16 protein-coding genes are annotated in these 16326 nt (G+C 67.3%); 10 read left to right on the forward strand and 6 right to left on the reverse strand.

The features are described 5' to 3' along the window. Nucleotides 1-182: 182 nt before the first annotated feature. Nucleotides 183-1082 (forward strand): LysR family transcriptional regulator, encoded by a 900-nt coding sequence (locus AC1DUN_RS22335; RefSeq protein WP_477664637.1) that lies wholly within the window; start codon nucleotides 183-185, stop codon nucleotides 1080-1082. A 9-nt stretch (nucleotides 1083-1091) separates the two neighbouring features. On the opposite strand, the gene AC1DUN_RS22340 is transcribed toward AC1DUN_RS22335, so the two are convergent. After that, entirely contained in the window at nucleotides 1092-2303 is a 1212-nt protein-coding gene (locus AC1DUN_RS22340) for a D-amino acid dehydrogenase (protein WP_477715907.1), read from the reverse strand. A gap of 257 nt (nucleotides 2304-2560) precedes the next feature. On the opposite strand from AC1DUN_RS22340, the gene AC1DUN_RS22345 reads away from it, so the two are divergent. Together AC1DUN_RS22345 and AC1DUN_RS22350 are read left to right on the forward strand one after the other, a co-directional pair. Further along, a complete protein-coding gene (locus AC1DUN_RS22345) occupies nucleotides 2561-3454 on the forward strand; it encodes a transporter substrate-binding domain-containing protein (protein ID WP_477715908.1) in 894 nt (297 codons plus the stop codon). Between the two features lie 188 nt (nucleotides 3455-3642). Continuing rightward, nucleotides 3643-4380 carry an aspartate/glutamate racemase family protein gene (locus AC1DUN_RS22350; RefSeq protein ID WP_477715909.1) on the forward strand — a complete coding sequence of 246 codons (738 nt, stop codon included), beginning with the start codon at nucleotides 3643-3645 and terminating at the stop codon, nucleotides 4378-4380. Nucleotides 4381-4387: 7 nt separating this feature from the next. Here AC1DUN_RS22350 and AC1DUN_RS22355 read toward each other — a convergent pair whose 3' ends face one another. The 3 genes from AC1DUN_RS22355 to AC1DUN_RS22365 are packed head-to-tail and all read right to left on the reverse strand — an operon-like array spanning nucleotide 4388 to nucleotide 7009. Further along, nucleotides 4388-4789 carry an RNA-binding S4 domain-containing protein gene (locus AC1DUN_RS22355; protein ID WP_477715910.1) on the reverse strand — a complete coding sequence of 134 codons (402 nt, stop codon included), beginning with the start codon at nucleotides 4787-4789 and terminating at the stop codon, nucleotides 4388-4390. A 52-nt stretch (nucleotides 4790-4841) separates the two neighbouring features. Next, a complete protein-coding gene (locus AC1DUN_RS22360; RefSeq protein WP_477715911.1) occupies nucleotides 4842-6308 on the reverse strand; it encodes a sensor histidine kinase in 1467 nt (488 codons plus the stop codon). Continuing rightward, nucleotides 6305-7009 (reverse strand): response regulator transcription factor, encoded by a 705-nt coding sequence (locus tag AC1DUN_RS22365; RefSeq protein WP_477715912.1) that lies wholly within the window; start codon nucleotides 7007-7009, stop codon nucleotides 6305-6307. Before AC1DUN_RS22365 ends, AC1DUN_RS22360 begins: the two co-directional genes overlap by 4 nt. Before the next feature lie 153 nt (nucleotides 7010-7162). Here AC1DUN_RS22365 and AC1DUN_RS22370 point away from each other — a divergent pair, with 153 nt between their 5' ends. The 5 genes from AC1DUN_RS22370 (at nucleotide 7163) to AC1DUN_RS22390 (ending at nucleotide 12478) form a co-directional block, all read left to right on the forward strand. Continuing rightward, on the forward strand, nucleotides 7163-8122 hold the full coding sequence (locus AC1DUN_RS22370; RefSeq protein ID WP_413328371.1) for a Bug family tripartite tricarboxylate transporter substrate binding protein: 960 nt from the start codon (nucleotides 7163-7165) through the stop codon (nucleotides 8120-8122). A 148-nt stretch (nucleotides 8123-8270) separates the two neighbouring features. Further along, nucleotides 8271-8795, forward strand: coding sequence for a tripartite tricarboxylate transporter TctB family protein (locus AC1DUN_RS22375; protein WP_477715913.1), 525 nt, complete (start codon nucleotides 8271-8273; stop codon nucleotides 8793-8795). Between the two features lies 1 nt (nucleotide 8796). After that, nucleotides 8797-10299: a tripartite tricarboxylate transporter permease gene (locus tag AC1DUN_RS22380; RefSeq protein ID WP_477715914.1), complete on the forward strand. Its 1503-nt coding sequence runs from the start codon at nucleotides 8797-8799 to the stop codon at nucleotides 10297-10299. 24 nt (nucleotides 10300-10323) lie between these two features. Continuing rightward, nucleotides 10324-11352, forward strand: coding sequence for a tripartite tricarboxylate transporter substrate binding protein (locus tag AC1DUN_RS22385; RefSeq protein ID WP_477715915.1), 1029 nt, complete (start codon nucleotides 10324-10326; stop codon nucleotides 11350-11352). Nucleotides 11353-11503: 151 nt separating this feature from the next. Further along, the gene (locus AC1DUN_RS22390) at nucleotides 11504-12478 is read left to right on the forward strand and encodes a Bug family tripartite tricarboxylate transporter substrate binding protein (protein ID WP_477715916.1); all 975 of its coding nucleotides are present in this window, start codon (nucleotides 11504-11506) and stop codon (nucleotides 12476-12478) included. A gap of 21 nt (nucleotides 12479-12499) precedes the next feature. On the opposite strand, the gene hemH is transcribed toward AC1DUN_RS22390, so the two are convergent. Next, nucleotides 12500-13633, reverse strand: a complete 1134-nt coding sequence (gene hemH / locus AC1DUN_RS22395) for a ferrochelatase (protein ID WP_477715917.1) — start codon at nucleotides 13631-13633, stop codon at nucleotides 12500-12502. A 33-nt stretch (nucleotides 13634-13666) separates the two neighbouring features. On the opposite strand from hemH, the gene AC1DUN_RS22400 reads away from it, so the two are divergent. Further along, on the forward strand, nucleotides 13667-14362 hold the full coding sequence (locus AC1DUN_RS22400; RefSeq protein WP_477715918.1) for an HAD family hydrolase: 696 nt from the start codon (nucleotides 13667-13669) through the stop codon (nucleotides 14360-14362). A gap of 40 nt (nucleotides 14363-14402) precedes the next feature. Next, the gene (locus AC1DUN_RS22405) at nucleotides 14403-15035 is read left to right on the forward strand and encodes a glutathione S-transferase family protein (protein ID WP_477715919.1); all 633 of its coding nucleotides are present in this window, start codon (nucleotides 14403-14405) and stop codon (nucleotides 15033-15035) included. A gap of 10 nt (nucleotides 15036-15045) precedes the next feature. On the opposite strand, the gene hpnE is transcribed toward AC1DUN_RS22405, so the two are convergent. After that, complete coding sequence (hpnE, locus tag AC1DUN_RS22410; RefSeq protein WP_477715920.1) at nucleotides 15046-16326, reverse strand: hydroxysqualene dehydroxylase HpnE; 1281 nt, start codon at nucleotides 16324-16326, stop codon at nucleotides 15046-15048.

Here is a 16326-nt window from a genome sequence, read left to right on the forward strand (position 1 = left end):
GTCCGGTGGAATATGCCGAAGTTTACTGAGCGAACGCGTATTTCCGACTTGGGAAAAACGTGGACGGACGATTATGAAACAAAGCGTGAAAAAATCCCCTGGGCCGAGCGACCTTCGCGCCTTGGGGCCTGTTCGCCATAATTCGCGGTGTTCCACGCCGAAACAGATTACGGACCCCCATCATGCGCCTGCGCCACATCGAAGTCTTCAACGCCGTCATGCTGACCGGCAGCGTGAGCGGGGCCGCTCGCCTGATCAATGTCACGCAGCCGGCCGTGAGCCGCATCCTGCAGCACGCGGAGCTGCAGCTGGGCTTCGCGCTGTTCCAGCGCAGCAAAGGCCGGCTGACGCCGACCTCCGAAGCGCTGACGCTGTACCCGCACATCGAGCGCCTGTTCGCCCAGCTCGACGAAGTGCAGCGCCTGGCCGCCAACCTCAAGACCGGCGGCAGCGCGGGGGAGCTGCGCATCCTCACAGTGCTGGCGCTCAGTTATGAAATCCTGCCGCATGCCCTCAAGCTGTTTCGCGTCAAGCATGCCGACGTGGCCATCACCTTGCAGGCCCTGCATTCGCCGCAAATCGTTTCGGCTTTGGCCTTGCAGGAGGCCGACGTCGGCTTCCTCTTCAGCCCGGTCGCGCATTCGGCGCTCGCGCAGGAGCACCTGGCCGACGGCCGCATGGTGTGCGTGGCGCCCAAGGGCATGCTGGCTTCGCGCCTGGTCAAGCGCGGCAGTGTCACGCTGGCCGACCTGAGCAAGTCGCCGGTGGTCGGGCTGGACGCGCTGGACCCGGTGGGCCGCAGCCTCAACCAGGCCTGCCGCGAAGCCGGCGTGGGCCTGGAGTTCCCCATCACGGTGCAGACCTACCACTCGGCGCTGGCGCTGGCCCATCACGGGCTGGGCATCGCCGTGATAGACACCTGCACCGCGGCCTCGGCCGACCCGGCGCGTGTGGACGTGCTGGAGCTGGAGCCGCTGATCCCCGTGCCCATCAAGGCCTTGTTCCCGGCCGGCAAGCCCGGCTCGGTGGTGGTCAGGGCGTTTGTGCGCTGCTTCCAGCAGGCCTTGACGCATCGGGCCTGAGAGCGCCGGTCAGCGTGCGATCATGCGGCTGATACGCTGCGCCGAACCGAAGGCCAGGGTAAAGCCCAGCGCGCCGTGGCCGGTGTTGAAGAACAGGTTGTCCGGCCCTTTGGCGTGGCGGCCTATCACCGGCAGGCCGGTGGGTGTGGCCGGGCGCATGCCGGCCCAGGAGTGCAGGTTCTCAAAGCGGCTGCAGCCCGGGAACACCGTCTCGGTCGAAGCTTGCAGCGAGGCGATTTGCGCCGGGTCCACGGCCGTGTCGTAGCCCGAGAGTTCGGCCATGCCGGCCACGCGCAGGCGCGAGCCTATGCGGGCGAACACCACTTTGCGCGCGCTGTCGGTCACGCTGACGGAAGGCGCCGCATGGTCTCCGGGGGCGACGTCCACCGTGATGCTGTAGCCCTTGAGCGGATAGACCGGCAGGTGCAGGCCCAGGCCTTGCGCCATCAAGGCCGAGTCCGCGCCCAGCGCCATGACAAAACGCTCGGCCTCGATGTGGCCTTGCGGCGTGGCCACCGCCGCGATGGACTTGCCGCGCTGCACCAGCTGCTCGATGGGCGTGCCCAGCAGAAAGCGCACGCCCAGCCGGCGCAGCACCACCTCCAGCGCGTCGCAGGTTTTCTGGCAGTCGGCCGCGCATTCGCCGGGCGTGTAGATGGCGCCGGCGATCTGCGCATGGCGGCTTTTGAGCGCGGGTTCTATCTCCACGCAGCGGTCGGCGTTGACGGCTTCCTGGCTGCTGCCCAGTTCGCGCTGCAGCAGCATCTGGCGCCGCGCGGCCGAGAAAGCGGCCTCGTCCGAATACAGCACCAGCTTGCCGGTGGCGGAGAAATCGTTGTCGAGTTTTTCCTCGGCCATCATGGCGTCGAAGGACTGGCGGCTCAGCGCCGCCAGCGACAGCAGCTGGCCCGTGGTGTCGCGAGAGGTCTTGCTGTTGCAGGCTGCCAGGAAGCGCAGGCCCCACAGCCACTGCCGCGTGTCCAGGCGCGGGCGCAGCTTGAGCGGCGAGGAGGGCGACAGCAGCAGCTTGGGCAGCTGCCGCCAGATGGCCGGGTCGGCCAGCGGCTGGACGTAGGAGTAGCTCAGCTGGGCGCCGTTGCCGCCACTGGCGCCGCTGCCGGGGCTGGCGCGGTCCACCACCGTGACTTCATGGCCGGCGCGGCGCAAGCTGTAGGCGGTCGCGAGGCCCACGATTCCCGCACCGAGCACGCACACATGCATAAAAACCCTTGTTGTTTCTCGAATGAGCGCGACTGTACGCAAGGCGCGCGGGTTTGAACAATGCTGAATTCGCCAGGGGCCATGACCTGCGGTTATGCCTCGAGCCCCATGGCGGTGCGCTTGGGTAAACCATGAGTTTTTGTCATGGGTTTGACGCGAAAATGAATGACACGCCGGGCGCCGCAGTTCCTACACTAGCGATGCCAGTTTCACCCGGTTACCGAAACTACCAACCCATTGCCCCCGAAAGGACACGCATGAAATTCACTACCCTCATGAGCGCCGCGCTGCTGACAGCCGGCCTGGCCGCCAACGCGGGCGCGCAAACCGTGCCGACGCTGAAAAAGGTCGCCGACAGCAACAAGATCACGGTGTCCTATCGCGAGGCATCGGTGCCTTTTAGCTACCTGATCGGCTCCAAGACCTCTGTGGGTTTTTCCGCGGAACTGACCGAAGCCATCGTTGACGACGTGCGCAAGAAGCTCAAGAAGCCCAACCTCGAAGTCGCCTACATGCCCGTGACCTCGCAGAACCGTATCCCGCTGCTGGTCAACGGCACTTACGACCTCGAGTGCGGCTCGACCACCAACAACTCCGCGCGCGGCAAGGACGTGGCCTTTGCCATCAACCATTTCTACACCGGCACCCGCCTGCTGGTCAAAAAATCGTCCGGCATCAAGAACTACGCCGACCTGGCCAAAAAGACGGTGGCCAGCACCACCGGCACCACGAATGCGCAGGTGATCCGCAAGTACAGCGCCGACAAGAAGCTGGACATGCAGTTGATCCTGGGCAAGGACCATGACGACTCGCTGCTGCTCGTCGAAAGCGACCGCGCCCTGGCCTTCGCCATGGACGACATCCTGCTGTTCGGCCTGATGGCCAACTCCAAGAACCCGGCCTCGCTGGAAGTCGTCGGCGACTCGCTGCAGGTCGAGCCCTATGCATGCATGCTGCGCAAGGACGACCCTGAGTTCAAGAAGCTGGTCGACGGCACCATCACCCGCCTGATCAAGTCCGGCGAGTTCACCAAGATGTACGCCAAGTGGTTCACCTCGCCAATCCCGCCCAAGGGCGTGAACCTGAACCTGCCCATGAGCGAGGAGCTCAAGGCCAACCTCAAGGCGCTGAGCGACAAGCCGGCACTGTAAGCCCACCGGGGAGCGCCGGCGCGCCGCTCCCCGCTGATGGCTTCACGCCATTCCGCTGCCGGCCTCGGTGAGGACGGCAGTTCTTCCCCCCCCAACAACACGAAACGGCCAGGTGCCACGAGGCACAGGCGGCCGGCCTTCGCCTGGATTTCTGCTTTCCGGGCGCACCACGACTGAAAGGCAATGACATGAACAGACCCCGCGTGGTCGGCATCCTGGGCGGCATGGGGCCTGCCGCAGGCGCGGATTTCGCGCGCCTGTTTGTCCAGGCTTGCGCGGACCACATGCGCGCGCTGGACATCCCGGTGTCGGACCAGGGCTTTCCCGAGCACTGGCTGGCCCAGGTGCCGGTGCCCGACCGCAGCACGGCGCTGGAGTCGCCCGGCCCGGGTGGGCACCAGCCGCTGGACCCCATGCTGCAGGCCATGGGCAAGCTGGCGGCGCTGGGCGCCACCACGGTCGCGGTGGCCTGCAACACCGCCCACGCCTGGCACGGCCAGCTGCAGGAGCGTTTTCCGCAGCTCGAAGTGCTGCACGTGGCGCGCGAGGTGGCGCAGACGTTGGCCGCGCGCGGCGTGCGCGAAGTGGGCCTGCTGGCCACCGAAGGCACATACCGCGCCGGCCTGTACGACCAGGCGCTGCGCCAGGCCGGCCTGCAGTGCCACACACCCACGGCCGGCGAACGCGAACGCCTGATGCGCGGCATTTATGAGGGCGTCAAAATGGGCAACATGGACCTGGCGCGCGAATGCTTCACCGGCGTGGCCGAAGCGCTGGCCGCGCGCCATGGGCTTTCCACGTTGATACTGGGCTGCACCGAGATACCGCTGGCCCTCAGCGCGGTGCCCGGCATGGAAACGCTGGACCTGGTGGACCCGGCGGCGCTGCTGGCGCAGGCTTTGGCGCAGCGGGCCTACGCGGCTTGAGCGGCTCTTAGTCCGCGGAGGCGCTCCAGCGGTTATTCCAGGCCTTGTCCAGCGTGCGGCGGTCGCGCTTGGTGGGTCGGCCGTGTTCCTGGGCGCCGGCCGGGTCGCTGTTCAGGCGGCGCTGCTCGGCGGCCTCGGCCTTCAGGCGCAGGCTTTCTTCGGTTTCCTCATAAAGCTGCTGGGCCACCGGGGCCGAGCCGCGCTGGCTGCTGATGCCGCGTACCACCACGGTGCGGCTGACCTGGCCCTGGCGCAGCGACACGGTGTCGCCGGCTTTGACCTCGCGCGCGGGCTTGGCCTCGGCGCCGTTGACCTTGACCCGGCCCTTGTCGATCTCCTCGACCGCGAGCGCGCGGGTTTTGTAAAAGCGGGCCGCCCACAGCCATTTGTCGATGCGCAATTTATCCATTGGCGGCTATTTTGAACCAATCCCCAACGCCCCTGCCGGGCGCGTGGGCGCTTCAGGCCGTGGGCAGGCGGACCACCGCGTCCAGCCCCGTGACCTGGCCGTGCACGACGCGGTTTTCCAGGGTGATGCTGCCGTGCATGGTTTCGACGATCTCGCGGCAGATGGCCAGCCCCAGGCCGGAGCCGTGGCGCACGTCGCCCGCCGAAAACGGCTCATAAAGCCGCGCCGACAGCTCGGCCGACACGCCGGGCCCGCTGTCGCTGAGGGTCATCGCCACAAAGCTGGCGTCGCGCACGATGCGCACGGCCAGCGGGCCGCCGGCCGGCGTGTGCTTGATGGCGTTGTGCAGCAGGTTGCGCGTGAGCTCGCCCAGCATCCATTCATGCGACCGGACCTGGGCCGGCACGGTTTCAATCTCGAAGTCGATGTCTTTTTCGGCGATCAGCGGCGAGAGGTCCAGCGCCACCGAACGCACCACCTGCGCCAGGTCTATGGCCTGCAGGTCGGCCTGCTGGCGCAGCTGCTCCACCTTGGCCAGGGCCAGCATCTGGTTGGCCAGCACGGTGGCACGGTCCACGGTCTGGTTGATCTCGCCGAGCGCGTCGCGCGCTTCCATGTCGCCGCGCAGCGCCGACTGCACCTGCACCTTGAGCACCGCCAGCGGCGTGCGCAGCTGGTGGGCCGCATCGCGCACAAAACGTTTCTGGTTGTCCAGCAGGTGCTGCAACCGGCCCATGACCTGGTTGGTCGCCTCGATCAGCGGCAGCAGCTCGCGCGGCGCGTCGGGGGCGGCGATGGCCGTCAGGTCGCCCTCGGGGCGGGCCTTGAGTTCGGCGCTGAGCCGGCGCACCGGCCGGGTGGCGCGCTGCACCACCACCACCGCCACCAGGGCGATCACCGCCAGCAGGATGGCCTGGCGCCACAAGGTGTCAAAGAGGATCTTGCGCGCCAGCGTCTTGCGCAGCTCCAGGGTCTCGGCCACCTGCACCACGGCCATGGCCCGGCCCTTGCCGCTGGCCACGGGCTGCAGCAGCACGGCCACGCGAACCGGGTCGTCGAGGAACACGTCGTCGTAAAAATCCACCAGCGCCGAATACGGCGGGCGTATGGGGATCTCGCCGCGCCAGAAGGGCAGTTGCGCAAAGCCCGAGACCAGCTCCCCCTTGAGGCTGGAGACGCGGTAGAACAAGCGGCTCTGGTTGTCGGCCTCGAAGGCCTCCAGCGCGGCATAGGGCACGGTCACGCGCAGTTCGGACTGTTCGTCGTAGCCGGTCACGTCCAGCTGTTCGCCTATGGACTTGGCCGAAGCCAGCAGGGTGCGGTCATAGGCGGTGTTGACCGCGGCCAGCGCCTGGCGGTACAGGCTGGCGGTGTTCACGATGATCAGCAGGCCGACGGGAAGCAGGATGCCGGTCAGCAGATACCGTCTAAGGGAGATAGCCCGGCGAGCGGTGGCTTCATGTGCCGCCGGGATTTGCGGCTCCGCCCGCTCCAGCGGCTCGGGCTCCCGATCGCTCATGCATCCACTTTCAGCAGGTAGCCCAGGCCGCGCAAGGTGACCAGGGTGACACCGGTCTGGGCCAGCTTTTTGCGCAGGCGGTAGACCACCACTTCGACGGCCTCGTACTGCACGTCGGTTTCGCCGGGAAACACCAGTTCGAAGAGGCGCTCCTTGGACACGGCGTGGCCCAGTTTGCCTATCAGGGTCTGCAGCAGGGCCAGCTCGCGCGGCGTGAGCTCCAGCACCTGGTCGCGATGGTAGATGGCGCCGCTTTCCCTGTCATAGCGCAGGTGGCCGACGACCTGGGGCGCGGCGCCGGGTTCCGCGCCAGCCGCGGGGCGGCGCCGGCTCAGGGCGCGCAGCCGCGCCTCGAGTTCGTCCAGGTCAAAGGGCTTGGGCAGGTAGTCGTCGGCGCCAGTGTTCAGGCCGACGATGCGGTCGCCCACGGTGCCGCGGGCCGTGAGGATCAGCACCGGGGTCGTCAGGCCCTGGCCGCGCGCCTGCGCCAGCACCTGCAGGCCGTCCAGGCCGGGCAGGGTCAGGTCCAGCACCACCACGTCGGGCTGCGTAGCCTTCCACTGCGCCAGGGCCTGGCGGCCGTCGGTGCAGCCGAAAACCTCCATGCCGCGCCGCCCCAGGGCGCGCTGCAGCGCCGCCTGCATGGAGGCATCGTCCTCCACCAGCAGCAGTTTGACCGTGGATATCACCGTGGGCATCATGGGTTAGGGCCTGGAAACACCGTGTTAACAGGCCCTAGACATTAGCACTTTCCCCAGTCCCGCCGGACAGCCGTTTGACAGCCAGGGGGTGCATGATAGGCAGGTTATCAGCCATCCGGGCGCCCCGGGCGCCCATCCACAGGAGACATTCCCATGCGTCGCGATACCTTTCTGAAATCCCTGGCGGCCCTGGCCGCGACCGGTGCCTTGCCCCTGTCGGCCTCGGCTGCCGCCAACATCAAGATGTTGATTCCGGCCAACCCGGGCGGCGGCTGGGACACCACGGGCCGCGCCCTGGGCAAGGCCATGACCGACTCCAAGGTCGCCGACACGGTGACCTATGACAACAAGGGCGGCGCCGCCGGCGCGCTGGGCCTGGCCCAGTTCGTCAACGGCTCCAAGGGCGATCCCAATGCGCTGATGGTGATGGGCGCCGTGATGCTGGGCGGCCTGATCACCGGCAAGCCGCCGGTGAGCCTGTCGCAGGCCACGCCGATCGCGCGCCTCTCAAGCGAATACAACGTGTTCGTGCTGCCCGCCAATTCGCCCTTCAAGACCATGAAGGATGTGGTCGACCAGCTCAAGAAAGACCCCGGCAGCGTGAAGTGGGGCGGCGGCTCGCGCGGCTCCACCGAGCACATCGCGGCAGCCATGATTGCGCAGAAGGTCGGCGCCGATCCTTCCAAGATCAACTACGTCGCCTTCCGCGGCGGCGGTGAGGCCACGGCGGCCATCCTGGGCGGCAACGTCACGGTGGGCGGCAGCGGTTACAGCGAGTTCGCCGAGTACATCAAGGCCGGCAAGATGCGCGCCATCGCCGTGACCTCCGGCAAGCGCCTGCCCGGCGTGGACGTGCCCACGCTCAAGGAGCAGGGCATAGACGTGGAAATCGGCAACTGGCGCGGTGTCTACGGCGCCCCGGGCATCACGGCCGAGCAGCGCAAGGCCCTGACCGACCTGGTGCTGGCCGCGCTGAAATCGCCGGCCTGGGCCGAAGCCGTGAAGAAGAACGACTGGACGCCCGCCGTGCTGTCGGGCGATGCTTTTGCCAAGTTCGTCGACGACGACTTCGCCGCCCTGCGCGCCACCATGGTCAAGTCCGGCATGGTCTGACGCTTCACGCCTTAGCGCGTGTAAGCAAGCATGTAACAGTGCAAGGGCGCCACGCCGTCCCGGGTTCAGATTTGATGAAAATTTGACGAAAGGGCGGCGTGCCGCCAGACTGTCCACGTCCGTCCCACGTCTTTCGGGAACTATAACGATGACAACAACAACTTCGGATCCCGCGGCCGTCTGGCCGCAAACCCTGGTCGGCGCCGGCGTGCTGCTGACCGGCCTGGCGCTGGCCTTCGGCGCGATCAGCATCTCCTCCGAGGCCGGCTACGGCGGCGTCGGCCCCAACTTCCTGCCCTGGCTGGTTTCCGTCGGCCTCACGGTCTGCGGCGCCTGGATCATCTGGGAAGCGCGCAGCGGCGGCTTTCGCGAGCTGGACCCTCCCTCCGGTGCGACGCAGGCCTACTGGCCCGGTTTTGCCTGGGTCTCGGCGGGGCTGCTGCTCAATGCGGCGCTGATCACCACCATAGGCTTCATCCTGAGCTGCACGCTGTGCTACCTGCTGGCGGTGCAAGGCCTGCGCCGCGCCAGCGGCCAGACGGGCGTCAATGCGCCGCGCACCTGGGCCACCGACCTCGTGGTGGGCCTGCTGATCTCCGCGCCGGTGTTCTGGATGTTCACCAAATTCCTGGCGATCAACCTGCCGGGCCTGACGAACACGGGGTGGATCTGACATGGACATCTTCAATGCCCTGATGGCGGGTTTCGCCACGGCGATCACGCCGGTCAACCTGATCTGGTGCCTGGTGGGCTGTGCCCTGGGCACGGCCGTGGGCGTGCTGCCCGGCATAGGCCCGGCGGTGGCGGTGGCCATGCTGCTGCCCATCACCGCCAAGGTCGACATCACCGCCTCGATGATTTTTTTCTCGGGCATCTACTACGGCGCCATGTACGGCGGCTCGACGACCTCCATCCTGCTGAACACGCCCGGCGAAACCGCCAGCATGGTCACGGCCATGGAGGGCAACAAGATGGCCAAGAGCGGGCGCGCCGGCGCGGCGCTGGCCACGGCGGCGATAGGCTCGTTTGTGGCGGGCACCATCGCCACCGTCATCGTCACGCTGTTCGCCCCCTTTGTGGCGGAGTTCGCCGTCAAGCTGGGCCCGCCCGAGTATTTCCTGCTGATGCTGCTGGCCTTCACCACGGTGAGCGCCGTGCTGGGCAAAAGCACCTTGCGCGGCATGACGGCGCTGCTGGTCGGCCTGGCTGCCGGCTGCGTCGGCCTGGACCAGATCTCGGGCCAGGGCCGCTACACCGGCGGCATTCCGGAACTGCTGGACGGCATTGAAATTGTGCTGGTGGCCGTCGGCCTGTTCGCGGTGGCGGAAGTGCTGTACGCCGTGCTCTATGAGGGCAAAACGGTGGAAGACCAGAACAAGCTCAGCCGCGTGCATATGACCAAGGCCGACTGGAGGCGTTCGATTCCCGCCTGGTTGCGCGGCACCGCGATCGGCACGCCTTTCGGCTGCATTCCGGCCGGCGGCACCGAGATACCGACCTTTCTGAGCTACGCGACGGAAAAGAAACTGGCGAGCCCCGAAATCAGGGCCGAGTTCGGCGGCAAGGGCGCCATCGAAGGCGTGGCCGGTCCCGAGGCGGCCAACAACGCCACGGTGACGGCGGCGCTGATTCCGCTGCTCACGCTGGGCATCCCGACCTCGAACACCACGGCCATCCTGCTGGGCGCTTTCCAGAACTACGGCATCCAGCCCGGCCCGCAGCTGTTCACCACCTCCGCTGCGCTGGTGTGGGCGCTGATCGCCTCGCTGTACATCGGCAATGTCATGCTGCTGGTGCTCAACCTGCCCATGGTGGGCCTGTGGGTCAAGCTGCTGAAGATCCCCAAGCCGCAGCTCTATGCCGGCATCCTGATCTTCGCGACGGTGGGCGCCTACGGCATGCGCCAGAGCGCGTTTGACTTATTCCTGCTGTACGCGATTGGATTGCTGGGCGTGCTGATGCGCCGGTACGACTTCCCCACCGCGCCCGTGGTGGTCGGCATGATCCTGGGCCCTCTGGCGGAAGCGCAACTGCGCAACGCCGTGTCGATAGGCGAGGGCAGCGCCATGGTGTTCTTCCAGCGCCCCATGTCGATCACGCTGGTCGTGATCGTGGTGGCGGTCCTGGTACTTCCCCGCCTTGCCAAATACTGGACAAGGAGCAAAACTGCAAGCTGAGGTTCCAACGACAAAGGAGACGATATGCTGACCATCAAACGACGCGCCGCCCTGGGAGGACTCGCCGGGCTGGGATTGGCGACTTGGGGCGGGGCCATCCCCGCGTGGGCGCAGACGGCGGCCAAGCCGCCGGCGGCCGGCGCACAGCCCAAAGCCCGGGCGGCCAAGCTGGCCCCCAAGCTGCGCATCGTGATTCCGGCGAATGCCGGTGGTGGTTGGGACCAGACCGGGCGCGCCCTGGGCACGGCGCTGGTGGGCGCGGGCGCGACGGATGAGATCGAGTATGAAAACAAGGGCGGCAAGGGCGGCACCATAGGCCTCGCGTACTACGCCGAGAAATACAGCGGCGACGCCAACACCCTGCTGATGGGCGGCATGGTGATGGTGGGCGCGGTGGCCCTGCAAAAACCCGCCGTCGACATGACCCGCATCCGCCCCATCGCACGATTGACCAGCGACTACCTGGTGGTGGTGGTCGCCGCCAACTCGCCGGTGCGCACGATTGCCGACCTGGCCGGGCGCATGCGCGCCAATCCCAAGGACGTTCCCATCGCGGGCGGTTCCGCCGGCGGTGTGGACCACGTGTTTGCCGGTGTGTTCACCCGCGCGGCCGGCAGCAAACCCGAAGAACTGGTGTACCTGCCCTTTGCGGGCGGCGCCGAAGTCGTGCAGGCCGTGCTGGGCGGCAAGGCGACAGCCGGCATTTCGGGCTACAGCGAATTCGCCGACGAACTGGCCAGCGGCAAGCTGCGCGCCATCGGTGTGTCGTCCAAGCGCACGGTGTTCGGCATCCCTGCCATTCGCGAGCAGGGCGTGGACGTGGACATGGCCAACTGGCGCGGCGTGTTCACCGGCCAGAACGTGGCCGAGGCGCGCCAGGCGGAAATGCTGGAGGCCGTGAAGGCCGCCACCGGCCATGAGTCCTGGCAAAAAACGCTGAAGCAGAACCACTGGGAGTCTTCGCTGCTTTCAGGTCCCAGCCTCGCGAGTTTTATCGATTTCGATCTGACCACCTCGCGGGTCATGGTGCATTTGCTCAAGCTCAAGGCCTGAGCCGCGCATGCGCCCCGGGCGCGTTGCCCGGGCGCCTGCTTTCCTGCGTGTGGCATGAAAAGTGCTCCGGTGCAAGCGTTCGGGCACTGGATCAAACACCTAGCCATTGCCCTGGAAACTCCATCTACCATGGGCTTGGGAGGAAAAAGACATGCTGACCATCCAACGACGCACGGTTCTGGGCGCACTCGCCGGCCTCGGAGCGGCCGCACCGCTTTGGGCCCAGTCCGCCAAGGGCAAGCTGGCGCCCAAGCTGCGCATCGTCATTCCCGCCATGTCCCGCACCGCGCTCGATGAAGCCGGCCGCGCCCTCGGTGATGCGCTGGTGGGCCAGGGCCTGAGCGACGAGATCGAATACGAGAACAAGGAAGGCGGCAGCGGCACCGCGGGCCTGGCCTGGTTTGTGCAGAAGTACAGCGCCGACCCCAACGCCTTGTTCATGGGTGACAGCAACCTCGTCGGCGCACTGGCATTGCAAAAACCGGCTGTGGACCTCAGCAAGGTCAAGCCGATTGCGCGCCTGACCAGCGACTACCCGGTGGTCGTGGTGGCGGCCGCATCGCCGCTCAAGACCATCAACGAACTGGTGGAGCGCCTGCGCACCAATGCCAAACAGACGTCCATGGCCATAGGCGCGGTCGGCGGCGCCGACCATGTGTTCGCGGGCCTGTTGGCCAAGGCCGCCGGTGCCAGGCCGGAAGACGCGGTCTACCTGCCGTTCGCGCGCAACTTCGAGCTGGTCGATGCGGTGATGGGCGGCAAGGCGGCGGCCGGCGTTTCGAGCTACGGCACCTTCAGGGCGGAGCTGGCCAGCGGCAAGCTGCGCGCCCTAGGTGTCTCTTCCAAAAAAGCCGCTTACGGCGTCAAGTCGGTGCGCGAGCAGGGCCTGGACGTGGACCTTACCAACTGGCGCGCCGTGTTCACCGGCGCCGGCGTGCCGGCCGCGCGCCAGGCCGAGATGGTGGAGGGCGTGAAGGCTTCACTGGCCTATGAGCTCTGGAAGAAGACGCTCAAGGAAAGCTATTGGGAGCAGTCCTGGATGTCGGGGCCGGACCTCGGCAGTTTTATCGACTTCGATGTGAAGACCACGCAGCTGATGGTGCAGCTGCTCAAGCTCAAGGCCTGATTCAAGCTTGGGTCGGCCTGGCTATTTCTTCGCGCCCAGGGCCAGAGCCCGTTCGCGCGAAGCCGCCAGCGCCTTGGCCGCTTCGGGGGCATCGGCCTGTTGCACCGGCCAGCCCGCCAGGTGCTGCTGCGTGATCCCGGCCAGCCCCGCGATCCACTCATGGCTGTCATTGAGGCAGGGGATGTAGCCGAACTCCTTGCCGCCCGCCTGCAGAAAGGCCTCGCGCGCCTCCATGTTGATCTCTTCCAGTGTCTCCAGGCAGTCGCCGGTAAAACCCGGGCAGATCAGGTCGACCCGCTTGACCCCGGCCCGGGCCATGGCCACGAGGGTGGGTTCGGTATAGGGCTCAAGCCACTTGGCCTTGCCGAAGCGCGACTGGAAGGTGACTTTGTACTGCGCGGGCTCCAGGCCCAGCTGCGCGGCCAGCAGGCGCGCGGTCTTGTGGCATTCGCAGTGGTAGGGGTCGCCCAGCGCGAGCGTGCGTTCGGGCACGCCGTGAAAGCTCATGACCAGCTGCTCGGCGCGGCCCTGGGTGCGCCAGTGCTCGCGCACGCGGGCGGCCAGGGCCTTGATGTAGCCTTCGTGGTCGTGGTAATGGTTGACGAAGCGCAGCTCGGGGATGCGGCGTATGCGCGCCGCCCACTGGTAGACCGCGTCAAACACGCTGGCGGTGGTGGTGCCGCTGTACTGCGGGTAGGCCGGCAGGATGAGCACGCGTTCCACGCCGTCGGCCTTGAGCTGGCTCAGCTGCGAGGCGATGGACGGGCTGCCGTAGCGCATGGCGTAGCGCACCTCTACAGGGTGGCCGCGCACCGCCAGGTAGCCGCGCAGCATGGTGGCCTGCTTCTGCGTCCAGACCCGCAGCGGCGAGCCTTCCTTCGTCCAGATGCTGGCGTATTTGGCGGCCGATTTTTGGGGCCGCACGCGCAGGATGATGCCGTGCAGGATCAGCCACCACAGCGGCTTGGGGATTTCGACCACGCGCGGGTCGCCCAAAAACTCGGCCAGGTAGCGGCGCAGCGCCGGCGCCGTGGCTTCGTCAGGGGTTCCCAGGTTGCACAGCAGCACGGCGGTGGTGGAAGAAGCTGTCTGGCCGACAGGCGGCGCGCCGTGGGAGAAGGGCGGTTCGGGAGCGAAGCGGGGGCGAAAAAACATGGGTTATTCTCGCCTATCCCTTAGTCTTTTCCTATGCTCGACCTGACCACCATCAAAGCCATCACGCTAGACCTCGATGACACGCTGTGGCCCATATGGCCGGCCATCGAAAGAGCCGAGAAAGCACTGGACGACTGGCTCAGCCGGCATGCCCCCATGACCGCGGCGCTGTTTTCCAACCCCGCCGCGCGGCACGAAATCCGCGAGCATGTTACGCGCTCGCGCCCCGAACTCAAGTACAACCTCAGCGCCATACGCCGCGAGGCGATACGGCTGGCGCTGTACCGCTCGCGCGAGGACCCGCTGCTGGCCGAGCCGGCCTTCGATGTTTTTTTTGACGAACGCAACAAGGTCACGCTGTTCGAGGATGCGGTGCTGGCACTCGAGTTCCTGTCCGACCGCTATCCGCTGGTGGCGGTGTCCAACGGCAATGCCGACATCAGGCGCATAGGCATTGACGGCTATTTCAAGGCCAGCATCAGCGCCCAGCAGTTCGGCGTGGGCAAGCCCGACCCGCGCATCTTCCATGCGGCCGCCGGCGCCGTCGACGTGCAGCCTGGCGAGGTCTTGCATGTGGGCGACGATGCCACGCTGGACGTGCTGGGCGCGCTCAATTGCGGCATGCAGACGGTGTGGGTCAACCGCTCCGACCAGTTGTGGGCACACCCGGCCGTGCCGCACGAGACGGTGGCCACGCTGACCGAGTTGTGCGACCTGTTCCCGCGCTGACGCGATAGAGCGCTTCAGGGCTTTTTCCGAAGGAGCTTGCATGACGCTCAAGATTTACGGAACCGCGGCCTCGCGCGCGGCGCGCCCGCTGTGGCTGGTCCACGAGATGGGCCTGGCCCATGAACACATCCCGCTGCCCTTCACGGGCGGCGCCACACGCACACCGGAGTTCCTGGCCATCAACCCGAACGGCCGGATTCCCGTGGTGGACGACGACGGCGTGCTGGTCTGGGAGTCCATGGCCTGTGTGCTCTACCTGGCCGAGCGTTTCAAGGCGCCCGGCGTGCCGCTGCTGGCCGCGCAGGACCATGCCGAGCAGGCGGAGATTTTGCGCTGGAGCTTCTGGGTGGTCACCGAGTGCGAAAAAGACGCGCTGGCGTTTTTGATGCACCGCATCCTGATGCCGGCCGACCGCCGCAAGCCCCAGCTGGCCGACGACGCCGAGCGCCACCTGCTGACGCCGCTGCGCGTGCTGGACCAGCACCTGCAGGCCAGGCCCTACCTGGCCGGCGAGCGCTTCACCGCGGCCGACATCTGCGTGGCCTCGGTGCTGGCCTGGGTGCAGGGCGCGGCCGGGCTGATGGAGAAATGCCCGAAGGTGGATGAATGGCTGCAGCGCTGCCTGTCGCGGCCGGCTTACCGCACGGTGCGTGTGCTGGCCAAAAGCGCCTGAATCCGCCCGCTCAATGAAGATGCCGGGCCGCCTCCAGCCCGGAGCGCACCGCGCCTTCCAGCGTTGCGGGATAGGGCCCGGCGATGTAGTCGCCGCAGGCATACAGGCCGGGCGCGACCTCGGCGCCGGGCCGCAACAGGCCGGGCGTGCAGGCAAAAGTGGCGCGTTTTTCCACGATGGTCTGCACCGCCTGCATGCCGCCCAACCCCAAATGCCAGAGTTGCGATTTCGCCTGCGCCAGCACCTGCGCGGTCAGCGTGGCGCTGTCGCCGCTGCTGGCGCTGATCACAAAGGCCAGCAGGCCGGCCGGGCCGCCCAGCTGCCCGCGGTCAAACACGAACTGGGCCGGCTCCGCGGCATTGGACGGCAAGGCCATCATGGGCAGCGGCAGGCACGCGCCTGAAGCCCAGGCATAGACGGTCGTCAGGGCCTCGTGCTGCAGGCCGTGCGTGCGCGCCAGCCAGTCCACCGCGGCCACGCCGCTGCCTTCAACCAGGCGCGCGGCCTCCTGCGGCGGGCAGGCCAGCACCACACAGTCGAAGGCCGCGCTGGCATCGGCGCTCACGACCCAGCCCGAGCCTAGAGGCGCGATGGCCTGCACGCGCGCGCCCAGCTGCGGCGCATTGCCCTGCGCGGCCAGCCAGGACAGCGCCGCATCGGGCAGCAGGGTGCTGAGGTCGGTGCGCGGCAGCAGCAGGTTGGAGCCGCCGCTCTCCGAAAAAAGCGCGTCGTGCATCACGCGCAGGAACACCTGGCCGCTGGCGCGTTCGGCGGGCGTGTTGAGCGCCGAGACGCACAGCGGCTCAATCAGCGCGGCCATGGCGCCGGGTGCCAGGCCGCGGCACAGGTCGGCGACCGACTCGCCGGGCGCGCACTGGAATTTCTTGAGCTGCCAGCCCACCGCGAGCTTGAGCATGGAAAGCTTGTCGCCCAGTGGCCAGTCGCGCGCCAGCAGGATGCCGGCCAGCGCATCGAGCGGGGCCGGCAGCTGCGGCAGCTTCAGGCCGCCGCCATCGGGAAACTGCAATGTCAGCGGCATCCTCAGCAGCGTGGCCTCGGTGTCCACGCCCAGGTCTTTCATCAGGCGCAAGGTTTCGGCGTAAGCGCCTATCAGGATGTGCTGGCCGTTGTCCAGCGCCACCGGTTCGCCCTGCAAGGTGGCACCCACGCGGCGCGCGCGCCCGCCGGCGACGCGGGTGGTTTCAAACAAGGTGGCCTGGTAGCCCAGGCGGGTGGCTTCGACGGCAGCGGCGCAGCCGGCCCAGCCCGCGCCTATGACGGCGACTCTCAT

This window comes from Polaromonas sp. P4_F6, from assembly GCF_056401275.1.

Bases quoted from the DNA above. Each gene is read 5' to 3' on its own strand.
- AC1DUN_RS22335 (WP_477664637.1), top strand. From the start codon at position 183: ATGCGCCTGCGCCACATCGAAGTCTTCAACGCCGTCATGCTGACCGGC.
- AC1DUN_RS22340 (WP_477715907.1), bottom strand. From the start codon at position 2,303: ATGCATGTGTGCGTGCTCGGTGCGGGAATCGTGGGCCTCGCGACCGCC.
- AC1DUN_RS22345 (WP_477715908.1), top strand. From the start codon at position 2,561: ATGAAATTCACTACCCTCATGAGCGCCGCGCTGCTGACAGCCGGCCTG.
- AC1DUN_RS22350 (WP_477715909.1), top strand. From the start codon at position 3,643: ATGAACAGACCCCGCGTGGTCGGCATCCTGGGCGGCATGGGGCCTGCC.
- AC1DUN_RS22355 (WP_477715910.1), bottom strand. From the start codon at position 4,789: ATGGATAAATTGCGCATCGACAAATGGCTGTGGGCGGCCCGCTTTTAC.
- AC1DUN_RS22360 (WP_477715911.1), bottom strand. From the start codon at position 6,308: ATGAGCGATCGGGAGCCCGAGCCGCTGGAGCGGGCGGAGCCGCAAATC.
- AC1DUN_RS22365 (WP_477715912.1), bottom strand. From the start codon at position 7,009: ATGATGCCCACGGTGATATCCACGGTCAAACTGCTGCTGGTGGAGGAC.
- AC1DUN_RS22370 (WP_413328371.1), top strand. From the start codon at position 7,163: ATGCGTCGCGATACCTTTCTGAAATCCCTGGCGGCCCTGGCCGCGACC.
- AC1DUN_RS22375 (WP_477715913.1), top strand. From the start codon at position 8,271: ATGACAACAACAACTTCGGATCCCGCGGCCGTCTGGCCGCAAACCCTG.
- AC1DUN_RS22380 (WP_477715914.1), top strand. From the start codon at position 8,797: ATGGACATCTTCAATGCCCTGATGGCGGGTTTCGCCACGGCGATCACG.
- AC1DUN_RS22385 (WP_477715915.1), top strand. From the start codon at position 10,324: ATGCTGACCATCAAACGACGCGCCGCCCTGGGAGGACTCGCCGGGCTG.
- AC1DUN_RS22390 (WP_477715916.1), top strand. From the start codon at position 11,504: ATGCTGACCATCCAACGACGCACGGTTCTGGGCGCACTCGCCGGCCTC.
- hemH (WP_477715917.1), bottom strand. From the start codon at position 13,633: ATGTTTTTTCGCCCCCGCTTCGCTCCCGAACCGCCCTTCTCCCACGGC.
- AC1DUN_RS22400 (WP_477715918.1), top strand. From the start codon at position 13,667: ATGCTCGACCTGACCACCATCAAAGCCATCACGCTAGACCTCGATGAC.
- AC1DUN_RS22405 (WP_477715919.1), top strand. From the start codon at position 14,403: ATGACGCTCAAGATTTACGGAACCGCGGCCTCGCGCGCGGCGCGCCCG.
- hpnE (WP_477715920.1), bottom strand. From the start codon at position 16,326: ATGAGAGTCGCCGTCATAGGCGCGGGCTGGGCCGGCTGCGCCGCTGCC.